The following is a 14,922-nucleotide window of genomic DNA, read 5'->3' on the forward strand; positions in this document are numbered from 1 at the left end:
CAGCACAAGCAGGCACAGAGCGCCGGCCACAAGCGTACGCATCAAGGCTCCAGTATGCGCAGCCGATCACCGAGATAGCGTACCAGCCACTGCGCGGCCGGGCCCAAGGTTTCATCACGGCGAAACACCAGTTCCACCGGCAGTGGCGGCGCGATCCAGTCGCTGCTCAGCTCGATCAAATGCCCTTGATAAGTTGGGTACTGCGCCACGTGCCTAGGCAGGCACGCCCAGCCCAGATTACGCATCAGCAACTCAGCCATCACATAAAAGCTGTCGGTGCGCCAGGCCGTCGGGCTGATTCGTTCGTTACCCGGGTAGTGGCTGTCCTGCAGGGTAATCAGCAACTGCCGGTGCTGGGCCAACTCACGACGGTCGACGGAGCGCCCCTGGGCAAGCGGATGAGCGGCCCCGCAGACCATGACCATATCCACCATGCCCAAGCGGCGACGCTCCAGCTCGGCGGGCATGCCTTCATGGTGAAACAGCAGGCCCAGGTCGGCACGCCGCTCGAGCAACTGGCGCGCCACCACGCCCTGGCCGCCGCTGGTCATCTGCACCTCGACCCGCGGGAACGCCTGGGCCAAGGCCTCCAGGCTGTCGAGTATCGGCGGCATCGGCAGCGCCTCATCCTGAGCCAGGCGCAAACACACCTCCTCGCCTTGCGACAACCCCAAAGCCCGCCCCTCCAGCCGTTCGGACTGACGCAGCAACTCGCGGGCCTCTTCGAGTAACGCCTGGCCGGCTTCGGTCAGGCGCGGCTGACGCCCGCTGCTGCGCTCGAACAAGCGCACCCCCAGATCATCCTCCAGCGCAGCCACGGCGGTACTGACCGCAGATTGCACCCGGCCGAAACGCCGCGCCACGGCAGAAAAGGAGTTGCCGTCGGCAACGGCTACGAATACTTCGAGCTGCTCGAGAGTCCAGCGCACAACCTATCTCCAATCAAGATAGGTAATGAGTTTACCTAACAGAATGAACCCGTAAAATCGGTCCCCTGTTAATAGGAGTGCTGCCGATGAATGGTTATCTCTATCTCGCTCTGGCCATCGCTGCCGAGGTGGTTGCAACCACGTCCATGAAGGCCGTCGATGGCTTCAACAAACCGTTGCCGCTGCTGCTGGTGATCGCCGGCTACAGCATCGCGTTCTGGATGCTGATCCTGGTCGTACGCACCATTCCGGTGGGCATCGCCTACGCCATCTGGGCCGGCCTGGGCATCGTCCTGGTCAGCATCGCGGCGATGTTCGTCTATGACCAGAAACCGGACCTGCCCGCGGTCCTGGGCATGGGCCTGATCGTCAGTGGCGTGGTGGTGATCCAGTTGTTCTCCCGTGTCACTGGGCATTGAGGCAGGCGCTTGAAGCTTGCCGCTCTCACGAGGGTTATACTGCGCACCTGTTTTCCCTAGAGGCGCCCGCATGTCCCAAACTCTGAGCACAGACGTCCTGATCGTCGGCGGCGGCATCGCCGGCTTATGGCTGAATGCGCGCCTGCGTGCCAACGGCTATGCCACGCTGCTGCTGGAGCGGGAAAGCCTGGGCGGCGGTCAGAGCGTCAAGTCCCAGGGGATCATCCACGGCGGCGCCAAATATGCCCTGCACGGCGCCCTGAGCGGCGCCTCGGAAGCCATCGCAGACATGCCGCGACGCTGGCGCGAGGCGCTGGACGGCAGCGGCGAGCTGGATCTGTCTGGCGTACGCCTGCTCTCCGACGCTCATTATCTGTGGTCGCCTGGCACCCTGGCCGGCAACCTCACCAGCTTCTTCGCCAGCAAGGCGGTGCGCGGCCGAGTCGATCAGGTCAAGGGCGAGCAGTTGCCGCCCGCGCTGCAGAACCCGAAATTCAAGGGCAAGGTCTATCGCCTGGCCGAGCTGGTGGTGGACGTACCCAGCCTGATTGCGCGCCTGGCCGATCTCGCCGGTGACAGCCTGCTCGCCGCCGACGCTATCGAGCCCCTGCACGAAGGCGGGCAACTCGTTGGCCTGCGCGTCGATGGCCGGGAGATCCGTGCGCAGCGTATCGTGCTCAGCGCAGGTCGCGGCAATGCCGGGCTGCTGGCCAGCCTGAACGTCGCACAGCCCAGTCAGCAGTTGCGCCCGTTGCACATGGTGATGGTCAAGGGGCCGACGCTGAAGCCGCTGTACGCCCACTGCCTGGGCGGCGGCCCCAAGCCGCGGATCACCGTTACCAGCCATCCAGGGGCCGATGGCGAATGGGTCTGGTACCTCGGCGGCGACCTTGCCGAAGCCGATGGCGTGGCGCGCGACGAAGCGGCGCAGATCGAGGCGGCGCGCAAGGAGCTCTCTCAATTGTTGCCCTGGGTGGACTTGTCCACAGCCCGCTGGGCGACGCTGCGGGTGGAGCGCGCCGAACCCGCGCAAAGCGGCCTGGTTCGCCCCGACAACGCCTTTCTCAGTGACCAGGGTGCACTGCTGGTCGGCTGGCCGACCAAACTGGCCCTGGCGCCGGACTTCGCTGATCGTGTGCTGAGCCACCTGGAACGGGATGGCATCCGCCCCGCCGTTCATCCGCCGTTGCCCGAGCTGCCGCGCCCGGTCATCGGCCGCACCGCCTGGGAGACCTCGTTTTGATACGTGATCTGCAAGGTCTGCACCGCCCGCTAGGATCGACCGGCCTGAGCGTTTCCCCTCTGGGCCTGGGCACGGTCAAGCTGGGCCGCGACCAAGGCGTCAAATACCCCAACGGCTTCACCATTCCTGACGATCATCAGGCTCGCCAACTGCTGAATCTCGCCCGCCAGCTGGGCATCAACCTGCTCGACACCGCACCAGCCTACGGCATCAGCGAACAACGCCTCGGCCCACTGCTGCGCGGCCAACGCCAGGACTGGGTGATCGTCAGCAAGGTCGGTGAGGAGTTCGACAACGGTCAGTCGCATTTCGACTTTTCCAGCGCCCATACCCGCCGCTCGGTGGAGCGCAGCCTGAAACGTCTGGAAACGGACTACATCGACCTGGTCCTGGTGCATTCCAACGGTGATGATCTGTCGATCCTGCGCGACGAAGCCGTCTACGACACCCTTGCCGAACTCAAGCAGGCCGGGCTGATCCGAGGCTTCGGCTTCTCTGGCAAGACGGCAGAAGGCGGTCTGCTGGCCCTCGAGCGGGGTGACTGCGCGATGGTGACCTACAACCTGGGCGAGCAGCATGAGCGCCCGGTATTGGACTATGCTGCCAGTCACGCCAAAGGCATCCTGATCAAGAAAGCCCTGGCCAGCGGGCATGTCTGCCTGGAAAGCGGTGTCGATCCGGTGCGGGCAAGCTTCGAGCTGATCTTTGCTCACCCTGGGGTCGGCAGTGCCATCGTCGGCACGATCAACCCGCTGCACCTGGCTCACAACGTCGCCATGGCCGCTGAAGTGATCGCGGGCACCAACACCGGTAACAAAGAATCAGGAGAGTGATGAACTGGCGTGTTTGGCACGCCATTGACGCCGCTTATGCGGCCGACCCCGACGCAAGAAGGAGCCGACATGCCGCGTATCATTTCCCGGAAAGACCCTGCCACGTTCAAGACCATGCCGCTGTTCGTCGAAGCCTCGACCGACGGTATCGTCTATCAGAGCCTTGGCCGCCCGCTGAACTTCAGCGAAGTGCTGGAACGCCGCAAGCCGGTCGAGCTCAACGACAGTCAGCGCTTCGCCGTCGAGCTGGCCAACCTGGGCGTCTCGGTGCGCCTGACCCTGAATTGGCAAGGCCGCGAATACTGGCTGCTGGTGCGTCAGCGACGCCTCGATCGTGGCGACGTCGTGCTCAAGCTGATCTCAGGCTATGTGCCGGCTCATGAACTCAACCTGCCGCTGCTGACCGCAATTCAGGAAGTGGCCGAAGAGTGCCTGCTGGAAACCAGCGAAGGCTGGCTGCACGGACGCTTCGGCGATACCTGGCTACCAGCACCCTACGAGGGGACGCTCAGGTACCGCGATGGCGTGCACTTCCAGCTAAGCCCACTGTCCGGCGCAGCGCGCCCCGTGCAGTGCGGTAACCTGACCTTGCTGGAACGCCCCCGCGCTTACGTGCACGTGCCAACGGCTTCGTTGCAGCTGGTCTACGACATGCGCCTGGACCTGCCCAAGGAAGCCAAACAGCCCAGCCTGCTGCACGTTGACGAGCATCTGGAGAACGGCAAGCTGATCGCGCGGCTGGATCACAGCCGCCCGGACCTCTATCTGATTCCCCTTGAACAGGGCCGGCCGACGGCAGAGCTGATGACCCTGCGCCAGGGCCAACTGGTGCCTGCCAACACCCGTGGCCTGTGGCTGGCCGAGAGCTTTGCTGCCCAGGATGGCTGGCTGGTGCGCGATGAACGCATTCGCTGGAAGGACTGGCTGGCGCTGCAGAACGTCAAGCCGAAGGCCCACAAATCTGGCCCTGGCACCAACCGCGCCGGCACGGCACAGGTACCGAGAGTTCGCCTGGATACCGCTGCAGCGGTCTGACATGCGGGCATGTGCACCTCGCCCCGCCCGGATCCTACTATCGAGGATTACAGAGCGCATAGCAAAACCCCGCCGAATGGCGGGGTTGATGCTCAACGGCTGCGTATCTTCTCGACGATGGCGGTGGTCGAGCTGTTCTCGACCAGCCCCAGGACGCGCACTTCGCCGCCGCAGGCCAGCACGATATCGGCGCCAACCACCTGATCGATGCCGTAGTCGCCACCCTTGACCAGCACATCCGGCTGAACCTGCTTGAGCAGGCGCTCGGGCGTGTCCTCGCTGAAACTCACCACCCAGTCCACGGCACCTAGGCCGGCCAGCACCGCCATGCGCCGATCCACGGCATTGATCGGACGGCCGGGCCCCTTCAGGCGACTGACCGAAGCATCGTCGTTGATCGCGACGACCAGACGATCACCCTGGGCACGCGCCTGCTCAAGGTAGGTCACATGACCGGCATGCAGGATGTCGAAACAGCCATTGGTGAATACGATCTTCTCGCCATGAGCGCGAGCATCTTCAGTGGCCAGCAGCAGTTGCTCCAGGCTCAGCACACCACGCTCGGAGCCCTCCTCACGCTGTACCGCACGACGTAGCTCGGGAGTACTGATCGCCGCCGTACCCAGCTTGCCGACGACGATACCCGCAGCCAGGTTGGCCAGTGCAACGGCTTGAGGCAGCTCTTCACCTGCCGCGATGGAGGCTGCCAGTGTCGAAATTACCGTATCCCCGGCCCCCGTCACATCGAACACTTCCCGCGCGCGGGCGGGCAGGTGCAATGGCGCATGGTCCGGGCGCAGCAGGGTCATGCCATGCTCGCCGCGGGTCACCAGCAAAGCACCCAGATCAAGCTCACGCATCAGGCGAGCACCACGGCTGACCAGCTCGGCTTCGTCTTCGCAACGCCCGACGATGAGCTCGAACTCGCTGAGGTTCGGGGTGATCAGGCTGGCGCCGCGATAGATGGAGAAGTCCTTGCCTTTCGGGTCGGCCAGCACAGGAATGCCTCGCGCCCGTGCGGCCTGAATCAGCACCTGATGGTTCTGCAGGGCGCCCTTGCCATAATCGGACAGCACCAGCACCTTGACCTCATCCAGCAACTGCTCGACCTGCCGCGCCAGCGCATCGGCGTCGGTATGGAAGGGCTCTTCGAAGTCCATGCGCAGCAACTGCTGATGACGACTCATGACCCGCAGTTTGACGATGGTCGGCTGACTCTCGATGCGCTGGAAGTAGGTTTTCACACCAATGGCTTCCAGGCTCTGACGCAGGCTTTCCGCCGCCTCGTCCTCACCGGTGACACCCACCAGCACAGCAGGCGCACCGAGCGCGGCGATATTCAGCGCAACGTTGGCCGCGCCGCCTGGTCGGTCCTCGATCTGCTCGACCTTGACCACGGGCACCGGAGCCTCTGGCGAAATACGCGAGGTAGCGCCGTGCCAATAACGATCAAGCATGACATCGCCCACCACGAGAACGGGGGCCTGATCGAAACGGGGCATGGATAACTTCATGCGGAAACTCCGGATATGCAAAATCGTCGCGGAGAATAGCACATTGGCCATGGCCACTCCGCCGTCAGGCCTTGGCAGCGACGTTCAGCGATCCAGCGGTCGCACCCAGAAAAGCTCGTGCCGACGTACCGCCTTGCGGAAGAATTCGTCTTCGCCCGCCTGAGGCCAGCGCCGCGCCGCCAGACACCATTGAATGAAGCGACGCAAACGCTTCTTGAAGGGTAGCGGCGTTTGCAGATCGTGCTGCATCGCCAGCGCCTGGCTCTTGTCGACCAGCTCCTGATCATCGAGTAGCGGGCTCCACAGCTTGTCGGCAGGCAACGGCTCGATACAGGGCGGCAATGCTACGCCATTGCCCGCAGGGCCCATGGGCCAGCGATCATTGTCGGCGAGATGGTTGGCGTAAAGCAGCTGTACATCCGGGCGCCAGCCACCGAGCTCTATTGCCTGGTGCAGCGCCCTGCTGGACTGGACATGGTCGGGATGCGGATCCAGCTGCGGGTGAGGCAAGACCACGACCTCGGGCCGAAAATGCTGCAGCAGCGCCGCCATATCGGCCACCAGATTGTTCCAGGTAGGCAACCCATCGGTATCCCCAGGCAACCTGAACGGATTGAAACGTCGCACGCTACGGATATCCGAATCGCCCGACTCCAATGACACGAAGGGCATGCTGGGTTCGCCCTCCATTTTCGTCAGCTGCATGCAGTAGTAGCCCAACTGCACGCAGTGACTCGGCGGCACGCCTCCCCACAGCGGCACGGTATGGCTGCTCCAACTGCGCAGGCGACCTTTTAGCCGCGCAGCCGCCGTGTCACTCAGGCCCAGACGCCGATAGAACTTCGCCTCGATCTCGCCCTGAGTCAGTGTCACGATGGAGGCTTCGATACAACGGCTGTAAAGCCCGAATGCGGCCAGTTCGGCGTCATCGGCATGCGGAGCGATGACCATCACCCGACGACCGGCATAGTCGGGATTGCTGAAGCAATGCAGAGTCGCCTCGCTGGACAGCCTGCAGAAGCGCCCGCGCACCCTCAGTCGCCCATCACGAAGCGCCGCAAGGCAACCGGACAGGTTGACGAAGCGTACCCCGTTGACGCCCCTTTCGAAGTCCTGTCGATCGAGGTGCGCGCCTTCCCCGATCAGCACATTCGGGTCCAGCCAGCGTCCCAGCCAACTGCTGCGAACGTGAACGGCCAGCACCAGTGTTTCGGCACTGTCAGGCAATGCGGCAGTAGCGGGCGCAACACGACCATCGCGCCCGATGCGTACCGACAGGCTCAGGCTGTCTGCCGGAAAATCGTAGCGATAGTCGTCTTTGGGCGAATAGAACAGATGGTCGGAAAACCAGGCTTCGTGGGCAATCCATGCCAGAACGAGAACGACCGGCGCCGTCCCCCATGAGCCGAACCAGTCGAGGGCTACCAGAACCGGTAAGGCAACGACCATGAGAATGCGCTTGTTACGCCGATGCCGACGTAACAACTGCTGCTTGCGTGCTTCCATACACTTACACTCGAAAAACAGGTTGGCGATTGCACCAACGATCCTTGTATTCAACATCGGCGCGGCCGAACGAGTAACGTAAAGCCTTTCCCTTCAAGCGAGCCTCTTCCCACGCAGACTGCGTGTTGATGAAGCTGAGCACGCTGCCCGGACTGAAATCACGGGAAGCGGGGTCAACCCCACCATTGATGTATTCGATGCTGATCCATTCTGGCGACTCGACTCTGTACAAGACCTGAACGGCGACAGGCTTGCCGTCAAGTTGCAGATAGCTTCCCCACAGGAGGTCCCGCAACGCTTCGAAGACCTCGGCGAGGTGCACTTTACCTGGCACCGCGAAGCCCCAGCGGCTCTCGAACAACTCGGTATAGATAGCTGCCAGTTCGCCTGCAGACAGCTGCGAAACCGGCAAAACCTGCCCGCCGGCCTCTTCCAGCATCCGCAATTCACGGCGCTGGTTGTAACGAAACTTCTTGCTGTATTCCTCCGGCTCCCGGGCGATAGCCAGCTCTTCGGGCTGCTTGCAGAGCGTCGAGATGCTGCCCTGATGGAGAGCCGAAACGTAGCGCATGCGTTGCCGCACAGGCGCCATCGCCCCTTTGGCAATCGGCAGAATCACTTCGGCATTGCCGAGATCGAACAGGTCACGCTGACCGCGGCGCTTGAGCACATCGCGAGATAAAGCCAAGCGCCCACCCCACACGGGAACAGCGGCCTGCAGTTGCCCCTCCAGAGGCCAGCCCAGATACCGTACGGGAATGCCAGCCATGGCAGAAAGCCGCGAGACCACCTCAGGATGGGTCGCGACACTCCCCCCCAGACGGGACCAGATCTCGCTGTAGCATTCGGCACTGATCGAACGCCAGCCGCGTTCGCGCCAGCGCTGAAAGGGATTGAACATCAGGCATCCTGCTCCGACGTAGTGGTATTGAATAGCGCAACATACGGTTCACGCACTGGCCAGACCGAAACATTGGCCAGCAGGCTGATGTCCGAGCAGAAGGGCTGTTTGGCTCTCCAGAGACTCACCTGCATGTGCGTACCGTCAAAAAAGCGCGAAAGACTAGCACAGCATTCGCTGGTAGTTGTGCGGTGATGGATTAAGATAACGCCCTTTTTGTAGACATGCTGGAACCCCTAGTGCAGGTATCGAACTCGCAGCCGCATCTCATATGCATCCGGATACACGATTTCATTGCTGGACGCTGGCTCGTCTTCGGCTATCTAGTTTTACTCACTGGTCTGTTCTGGGTCAGTGACGGCAGCCATTACAAAAAAATCTACTACGTCATGTTCGCAGCCCCAGCTTTGCTAGGACTCGTACTTGCACCCAGGCAGATCAAACCGATTCTGAGCGAGCCAGTCCTGCTGAGTTTCCTGGCGCTGACTGCATGGTTGCTGATCAGCATGGGCTGGACCCGTGCCGAAGACGACCTCGGCAGTTTGGCCAAGCGGCCTCTCTACGTGTTCATGTTATTCGCAGGTTGCGCGCTGATCGCTCTCAAGAGCGAAGTCCTGCTTTTGAAAACATTGCGCATCGGCGCCGGCTTGGGCGCACTGGCGGCTCTCGTCAATATCGTGTGGTTCCTGCAGCACGCAACCCCAGGTGAGCGGCTGATCGGTAGCGGGGCTCTGCGCAATCCATTGCTGACCTCCCATGTGCTGGGGTTTCTATGCACCTACTGGGTGGCCGCCTGGTTATCACGCAGTGAGCGCCATGACTGGCTGCCAATTCTCATGGCTCTTCCCCTCCTGGCCGCGCTGCTCGCCACAGGTTCGCGGACCCCATTGATGGGCCTGGCTTTGACCAGCGTCTGGATGCTGCTGATGAGCGGAAAACGCGCGATCCTTCTGGTAGGCGCCCTGCTGATCGGGGCGAGTGCCGCATACCTGGCATTTCCGGAAATACTTCTCCAGCGCGGTATGTCATATCGACCCGAGCTCTGGGCCGACGCGGTACGTCAGGCGGGCCAGCACCTCTGGCTTGGCTCGGGCTATGAGAGCAAATTCGTTTTCGACATTGCCGGGGTTGGCTACCTGCTGCATGACCCGCACAATGTCGAGCTCGCGGTACTCCTCGAACTGGGGCTTATCGGTCTTGGCTTGTGGACTGCCATGTATGCATTCGCGCTTTCGCGTTGCCTGCGCCTGCGTGCAGAGCCGCACTTCCAGCTCGCATCGGCGCTATTGATCTACGGACTGTGTGCCGGACTGACCGAGGGTGGCAATTATCTTTCACGTCCCAACGAGAGCTGGTTCCTGATCTGGATACCACTGGCGCTGCTATGCGCTCTTTCCATTCGGCATAGGCAGTCGCAAGCATGAAGCGTATCGAACCCGCACAGCTGGACGGACTGCTCAAGGACGCCAGAACCATTGAAGAGGATGGCCTGGGCATAAAGGTCGCCGAACTCAAGGAGGGCGACTTCCTCAAACTGTACCGGCGCAAGCGGCTGCTGTCTTCCGATCTGTGGGATCTGCCTGCGCAACGGTTCGCAGACAATGCAAACGGCCTGCTGAACCTGGGCATCTCCGCCCCTAAGGTTCTCGAGGTGCTGATGATCAGTGAACGCCGCCTCAGCGCGGTGCGCTATCAGCCATTGCCTGGCGACACGCTGCGCAATCACCTGCGCAAATCAGATGCTGCGACACGCTCTCGAGACGTGATGCGCTTCGGAAGCTTTCTCGGTGAACTGCATCAGTGCGGCGTGTACTTTCGCTCACTGCACCTGGGAAATGTGCTGCTGCTGCCAGACGGGAGCTTCGGCCTGATCGACCTGTCGGACATGAAACTCGAGCGCAATGCATTGGCCCCCTGGAAGCGCCGCCGCAATTTGCAGCACATCCTGAGATACCCGGAAGATATCGGCTGGCTAACCGAGCAACACCGCGAAGACTGGGTAGCAGGCTACGCAAAGAGCGTCAGCACTCGCAGCGCCGAGCGCTTTTCTCGCGACCTGAAAAAATGGCTGTCGGCGACGCAGTGAAGGATGACGGACATGCCGCACTTGCCGCCAAGTGCAGGTGTCAGGCAGTTCGTGTGAAACAGTAGCGCCAGAGCCCCTTGAGCGTCTTGAGATTGCGCGAGCGCCAAGGAATCTGAGCCAACAACTCACCTGCCAACGCCCTATCTTCATTCGCGACCTTGGCAAACATCGCGTTCAGATAACGCAACCGAGTCGCTTCATAGCCCGGATGCTCCTCGAAACGCTTGTAGATTGCGAGCTCGGTCTCGATCATCAATCGGCGGTTCTTGTAAGTATTGCTGCCATGCACGCGATAGAGAGCGAGCGGCTCTGCCAATATGTCGATGAAGTACCCGGCGTGAGCGATACGAAGCTCTACGTAGTAATCCTCGATGCGAATGGATGGATCGAAACCACCAACCGTCTCGAGCGCGTCGCGACGAAATAGCAAGGTTGGCGCAGGTGGCCCAGGCTTTCGATCCATGAACAGATCATCGAAATCGAGCCGCCGAGCGGGGCGATGACGCTGCTTCTTGTCAGGCAGCGGCTTTCCGTCACCGTCGATCAGAACGATACCACCGGCACAGATGCCGGTTTCTGGATGCTGCTCCATGAATGCGATCTGCAATGACAGACGCTCGGGGAGCATGACGTCATCCGAGCCCAGCGGAGCGATATAGCGACCTGCGCTGCGAGCGATCATCTCATTGAGCGTGCTACAGAGCCCCTTGTTCGCCTGGGCCACGAAATCGAACCCGAGTTCTTCCTGCAGCCGCCTGATCACCGTCACACTGTCGTCGCGCGAGCCATCGTCGACCACCAGCAACTCTATATTGGGATAATCCTGCGCATAGACGCTGCGGATGCTCGCCTCGATGAAGTCAGCATGGTTGTAGGAGGAAATCAGTACTGAAACCAGCGGCAGCGCGGCCTGAATCTCTGTCATGTAAACGCTCCTTCGACCGGCCGATCACCCTCGAGGAGCGCACGGTACTTGTTACGAAAATCTTCGATGTCGTGCTCACGCCGCAGGTACTGATAAGCACGCTCCCCATCCTCGGCACGCGCAGCCTCGCTGTCAGCAAGACAGGCACGCAGTTGCTCGGTCAGGGAAGAGACATCGCCAGGCGCAAACGAACGCCCACCCGCCCCGCTCAGCAAGGGCCGCATCGCAGGAATGTCAGAGCCGAGTACCGGCAATCGACCGCACATGCCTTCCAGCAACGCAAGACCAAGCCCCTCCTGCAGCGAGGGCATGACGAAAACGTCGAATGCCTTCACATAACGCATGGCATCTGGCCGAGTACCACAGAGATGCACGCGCTTTTGCAACCCAAGCTCGGCAATCAACGCCGCCAGGTTGTCAGCTTCGCGGCCACCACCGATGATTGCCAGGTTCACGTTCGGGTACTCGTCACTCAGGGCGGAAAATGCCCGAATGAGATACACGTGTCCCTTGATGGGCACCAACCGACCTATCGCACCGATGATCAGGGCTTCGGATGGTAGCTCCAAAGCTTGCCGTGCCTGGTCGCGCGACAGCTGAAGAGATTCAGCCAGGTCGATATCCAGGGCGTTGGTTATCGCCACCGTATTGGCGCTGGTAAAACCACAGCGCAACGCGATCAGATAATCGGCTACAGCCGGCGACACGCCAACGAAGCGCCAGCACTCGTCGATCGATCGCCTGGCCTGCCAGCGCCGATAGAAGCGATCGTATTCACCAAAACCGTGTGACACCCCGATGCATCGCGGGATGCGCAATGTCTTGTTGAGGTGCATGAACAGGTTGACGGTCTTGAAGCGATGCAACAGCACCACATCGAAGCCCTCCTCCTGACAGAACGCCAGCAAGCGCCTGCGTACCTTGAGACGCAGCCCGCTCATGTCCTTTTCAGTGAATTCGAAGAACACCTGGCGTCGGCCGGAATGTTGAGCATCTTCCGCCGGCCGTCCCTCGAGATAAGCGTTGACCACATCGAAACGTTCGGCTGGCAAGCCTTGCAGAATCTGCTCCCCCAGATCGGAGTTGGTATCCGCAGCGTTATAGCGAGTCTGCAGTTGCAGGACTTTCAGAACCTTAGCCATAAGGTCGCCCCATCCAGAGGCGAAGCGCCTTTCGGGAGTAGGAGAGCTTGAATAGCACCTTCCAATCACTGCTCACGGCCTGGCAGTAGAACTGCTTCGCTGCCCTGAAATCTCCGGCCAGGTAGGCACTACGAAATAGGGAAAGGCAACGCTGCTGATAAAAAGGCGCGCGTAGCTCCTGCAGCGCCGCCGGCAGTCGATCAAAAACCTCATCGACCAGCCCAACGCCTCCCGCGAGGCTCGACACGAAGTCGTGGCGAAGACTGTCGCTGTGCTTGTGAATCATCGCCAGCGGCTCTGGCAAAAGCGAAACGGGATAGGTCGCCAGTGTTTGCGCAAAGACCGGAATATCTTCGGCATTACGGAAGCGCTCGGGATAATTTCCCGCCTGAAAAATCGAGCGATGCATCACGCAGGCGCCATTGGAAATGCTCAGTGTCTTGTCCAGCAGGTAGGCCCGCACACGCAGCAGGGGGGTATCAGGAAGACGCTCGGGAGAATGCCGGCGACGGCGACCTTCCTGATCAACCGACCAATGTCCGCCGATGACCATGCGAGACTGCTCATTCAGGGCCAAGTGCGCACGGATCAGCGACAGGCTATCCGGTGCCATCTCGTCGTCCGCATCGAGAAATACCAACCAGTCATGACGCGCCAGCTCGATCCCGAGATTGCGCACAGATGCCAATCCACCATTGCTCTTGCGTAGTGACCTGAACCGTCCGGGAAACTCCGCCTCCAAAGCCTCGACGACCTGTGGCGTGTTATCCGTCGACCCATCATCGATGATCAATAGCTCATCATCTTCGCCCAGCTGAGACATGACGGAGCGAACTGTCCTGGCCAGGGTAGAGGCATAGTTATAGGCAGGAATGACGATAGTGATCGCTGCAAAGCCACTCATTTCTGCCCCACCTTAACCTGCTGGCTCAATGCTCGAAAGCCGCGAGCGACGCGATTGACACTCATGAAAAAAGCCCAGTGATTCCGCAGAAAACTCAACGAAAAGGCCGGGCGCACAACCCGACCTCGCCCCCACCCCGGACGCCAGCAAAACCCATCGCTACGCTTGCGGTACAACGTCAGGACGGGGATGCCAAGAGCAGAAGCCAGATGCCCCACTCCGGAGTCATTGCCAATTACATAACCGGACTCATAGAGATGACCGGCAAGGGCTTTGGCGTCGGAGAATTCAGGCACGTCGAATTCAGGTTCGAATACATGCAGATATTCGTGCCTTTCTTTAGGCGACAGAACGAACTGCGGTTGATAGCCAGCGGCACGTAATCGCCGGGCCAACGCCAGGTATTTCTCAGCGGGCCAGTTCTTCTTTGCGTTATAGGAGAGCGGATGAAGCATCACGCGCTGCGCGTGGCGACGGTGCGCTAGCGTCGAAGGCACCTGCATGCCGATATCGTCGCAGGCGTGAGCCAGCCCCAAGCGAGAGCGGCAAAAGGCTACGGCCTGCTCGACCATGCTGGCATGGTCATCAGGCAGGCAACGCAGCGGGCCCGCAGCCGCAGCCAAGGGCGCCAGCAAAAGCGACTTTTCCGCGGGCAGCCGCGCCAACGCCTCAGTTGCAGGTTGCTCGATGAAACGAGGGTCCACACGCAGCGTGCCAACGAAGACATAGCGTCGCGCAAGTTCACTCGCAGCCTCACCGTGACGCGTAAGCATGCTGCCCAGGTCGGAAATAACCAGATCGAAATCGTCCAGGACGGCGAACGTCTCGTCAGGAGCGGGCAGACAGCGCGCCTCGAAGAGTGGCAACCATTCATTGAGTGCGCCGAAGTGGTTGCTCAGTACCGTCACGTTATAACCGGCTCTGGCGAGATTGGCAGCCAGAACCAGATAAATGCACCCGTCGCCAAGCCCCATCGACGGGACCAGGGCAAGCCTGCAGTCAGCCGGCAATGCGGCCAAGCGGGTACTGGCCTCTTGTATAACATCAGCCATCAGAACTCCTTGATAACCCGAATATCGTCCATGATCGGGCGCGCACGCGCGCAGAAGAACATGCTCAGGCCGTAGCTGAGCGTTCTGCAACTGCGCGCAGCAGCGCTGCCATTTTTCTTGTGAAGCGCCCTGAAAGCCTCAGGACATGAAAATTGCAATGCATCGTTCCCACTTGGCAAGGCGCGCGAGAAACCATGATCAGTTATCCGTTGAACACTCGCGCCGCCGCTCTGCTCGGATTGAAACAGGGCCATACGAAGCCATATCGACGCTTGGCTGTACGCAGAAATCACCGTACTCATCAAAAACAGTGGCGATAGTGAGTAACTCATTGTGAATTCCACGTGAAATTTGAGGGCGGGCCTAATTTCCCGTTTCCAGATGGAGCACGCGACATCTGTCTGCGAACTCAGCCCGACACGATGAGATCAAC

General features: G+C 60.9%; 15 protein-coding genes. 6 read left to right on the plus strand and 9 right to left on the minus strand.

The genetic code is table 11. The annotated features are described in order from the left end of the window. Positions 1-41: 41 nt before the first annotated feature. Complete coding sequence (locus tag QRN22_RS12175) at positions 42-929, minus strand: LysR family transcriptional regulator (protein WP_042553925.1); 888 nt, start codon at positions 927-929, stop codon at positions 42-44. 86 nt (positions 930-1,015) lie between these two features. Between QRN22_RS12175 and QRN22_RS12180 the strand changes: the two genes are divergently transcribed. The 4 genes from QRN22_RS12180 to QRN22_RS12195 all read left to right on the plus strand — a co-directional run bounded on the left by QRN22_RS12180 (position 1,016) and on the right by QRN22_RS12195 (position 4,459). Then, complete coding sequence (locus tag QRN22_RS12180) at positions 1,016-1,348, plus strand: DMT family transporter (protein ID WP_042553924.1); 333 nt, start codon at positions 1,016-1,018, stop codon at positions 1,346-1,348. A gap of 70 nt (positions 1,349-1,418) precedes the next feature. Continuing rightward, on the plus strand, positions 1,419-2,591 hold the full coding sequence (locus QRN22_RS12185; protein ID WP_042553923.1) for an NAD(P)/FAD-dependent oxidoreductase: 1,173 nt from the start codon (positions 1,419-1,421) through the stop codon (positions 2,589-2,591). Beyond that, the gene (locus QRN22_RS12190; protein ID WP_197077016.1) at positions 2,588-3,424 is read left to right on the plus strand and encodes an aldo/keto reductase; all 837 of its coding nucleotides are present in this window, start codon (positions 2,588-2,590) and stop codon (positions 3,422-3,424) included. Before QRN22_RS12185 ends, QRN22_RS12190 begins: the two co-directional genes overlap by 4 nt. 69 nt (positions 3,425-3,493) lie before the next feature. Continuing rightward, on the plus strand, positions 3,494-4,459 hold the full coding sequence (locus tag QRN22_RS12195; RefSeq protein WP_042553921.1) for a hypothetical protein: 966 nt from the start codon (positions 3,494-3,496) through the stop codon (positions 4,457-4,459). A gap of 92 nt (positions 4,460-4,551) precedes the next feature. Here the strand turns inward: QRN22_RS12195 and hldE are convergent, their stop codons facing one another. The 3 genes from hldE to QRN22_RS12210 form a co-directional block, all read right to left on the minus strand. Continuing rightward, positions 4,552-5,973 (minus strand): bifunctional D-glycero-beta-D-manno-heptose-7-phosphate kinase/D-glycero-beta-D-manno-heptose 1-phosphate adenylyltransferase HldE, encoded by a 1,422-nt coding sequence (hldE, locus tag QRN22_RS12200; RefSeq protein WP_042553920.1) that lies wholly within the window; start codon positions 5,971-5,973, stop codon positions 4,552-4,554. An 84-nt stretch (positions 5,974-6,057) separates the two neighbouring features. Continuing rightward, entirely contained in the window at positions 6,058-7,479 is a 1,422-nt protein-coding gene (locus tag QRN22_RS12205; RefSeq protein WP_042553919.1) for a PIG-L deacetylase family protein, read from the minus strand. A gap of 4 nt (positions 7,480-7,483) precedes the next feature. After that, entirely contained in the window at positions 7,484-8,380 is an 897-nt protein-coding gene (locus QRN22_RS12210) for a GNAT family N-acetyltransferase (RefSeq protein ID WP_042553918.1), read from the minus strand. A 239-nt stretch (positions 8,381-8,619) separates the two neighbouring features. Here QRN22_RS12210 and QRN22_RS12215 point away from each other — a divergent pair, with 239 nt between their 5' ends. Together QRN22_RS12215 and QRN22_RS12220 are read left to right on the plus strand one after the other, a co-directional pair. Beyond that, positions 8,620-9,804: an O-antigen ligase family protein gene (locus QRN22_RS12215; RefSeq protein WP_231570159.1), complete on the plus strand. Its 1,185-nt coding sequence runs from the start codon at positions 8,620-8,622 to the stop codon at positions 9,802-9,804. After that, entirely contained in the window at positions 9,801-10,466 is a 666-nt protein-coding gene (locus QRN22_RS12220; protein ID WP_042553916.1) for a BUD32 family EKC/KEOPS complex subunit, read from the plus strand. Before QRN22_RS12215 ends, QRN22_RS12220 begins: the two co-directional genes overlap by 4 nt. Before the next feature lie 40 nt (positions 10,467-10,506). On the opposite strand, the gene QRN22_RS12225 is transcribed toward QRN22_RS12220, so the two are convergent. From QRN22_RS12225 to QRN22_RS12245, 5 genes are read right to left on the minus strand one after another with little or no spacing between them, the layout of a single operon-like run. After that, complete coding sequence (locus tag QRN22_RS12225; RefSeq protein WP_042553915.1) at positions 10,507-11,391, minus strand: glycosyltransferase; 885 nt, start codon at positions 11,389-11,391, stop codon at positions 10,507-10,509. Beyond that, entirely contained in the window at positions 11,388-12,533 is a 1,146-nt protein-coding gene (locus tag QRN22_RS12230; protein WP_042553914.1) for a glycosyltransferase, read from the minus strand. Before QRN22_RS12230 ends, QRN22_RS12225 begins: the two co-directional genes overlap by 4 nt. Then, entirely contained in the window at positions 12,526-13,437 is a 912-nt protein-coding gene (locus tag QRN22_RS12235) for a glycosyltransferase family 2 protein (RefSeq protein ID WP_042553913.1), read from the minus strand. The genes QRN22_RS12230 and QRN22_RS12235 overlap by 8 nt, the downstream gene beginning before the upstream one ends. After that, complete coding sequence (locus tag QRN22_RS12240) at positions 13,434-14,489, minus strand: glycosyltransferase family 9 protein (RefSeq protein ID WP_042553912.1); 1,056 nt, start codon at positions 14,487-14,489, stop codon at positions 13,434-13,436. Before QRN22_RS12240 ends, QRN22_RS12235 begins: the two co-directional genes overlap by 4 nt. Then, positions 14,489-14,821 (minus strand): hypothetical protein, encoded by a 333-nt coding sequence (locus tag QRN22_RS12245; protein ID WP_042553911.1) that lies wholly within the window; start codon positions 14,819-14,821, stop codon positions 14,489-14,491. Before QRN22_RS12245 ends, QRN22_RS12240 begins: the two co-directional genes overlap by 1 nt. Positions 14,822-14,922: the final 101 nt, after the last annotated feature.

This window comes from Pseudomonas sp. MEJ086, assembly GCF_030209025.1.
Classification (GTDB): Bacteria; Pseudomonadota; Gammaproteobacteria; order Pseudomonadales; family Pseudomonadaceae; genus Aquipseudomonas; species Aquipseudomonas fulva_A.

Excerpts from the sequence above, each read along its gene's own strand:
- QRN22_RS12240 (WP_042553912.1), bottom strand. The coding sequence starts at position 14,489 with ATGGCTGATGTTATACAAGAGGCCAGTACCCGCTTGGCCGCATTGCCG.
- QRN22_RS12220 (WP_042553916.1), top strand. The coding sequence starts at position 9,801 with ATGAAGCGTATCGAACCCGCACAGCTGGACGGACTGCTCAAGGACGCC.
- QRN22_RS12210 (WP_042553918.1), bottom strand. The coding sequence starts at position 8,380 with ATGTTCAATCCCTTTCAGCGCTGGCGCGAACGCGGCTGGCGTTCGATC.
- hldE (WP_042553920.1), bottom strand. The coding sequence starts at position 5,973 with ATGAAGTTATCCATGCCCCGTTTCGATCAGGCCCCCGTTCTCGTGGTG.
- QRN22_RS12225 (WP_042553915.1), bottom strand. The coding sequence starts at position 11,391 with ATGACAGAGATTCAGGCCGCGCTGCCGCTGGTTTCAGTACTGATTTCC.
- QRN22_RS12230 (WP_042553914.1), bottom strand. The coding sequence starts at position 12,533 with ATGGCTAAGGTTCTGAAAGTCCTGCAACTGCAGACTCGCTATAACGCT.
- QRN22_RS12205 (WP_042553919.1), bottom strand. The coding sequence starts at position 7,479 with ATGGAAGCACGCAAGCAGCAGTTGTTACGTCGGCATCGGCGTAACAAG.
- QRN22_RS12180 (WP_042553924.1), top strand. The coding sequence starts at position 1,016 with ATGAATGGTTATCTCTATCTCGCTCTGGCCATCGCTGCCGAGGTGGTT.
- QRN22_RS12245 (WP_042553911.1), bottom strand. The coding sequence starts at position 14,821 with ATGAGTTACTCACTATCGCCACTGTTTTTGATGAGTACGGTGATTTCT.
- QRN22_RS12185 (WP_042553923.1), top strand. The coding sequence starts at position 1,419 with ATGTCCCAAACTCTGAGCACAGACGTCCTGATCGTCGGCGGCGGCATC.
- QRN22_RS12195 (WP_042553921.1), top strand. The coding sequence starts at position 3,494 with ATGCCGCGTATCATTTCCCGGAAAGACCCTGCCACGTTCAAGACCATG.
- QRN22_RS12235 (WP_042553913.1), bottom strand. The coding sequence starts at position 13,437 with ATGAGTGGCTTTGCAGCGATCACTATCGTCATTCCTGCCTATAACTAT.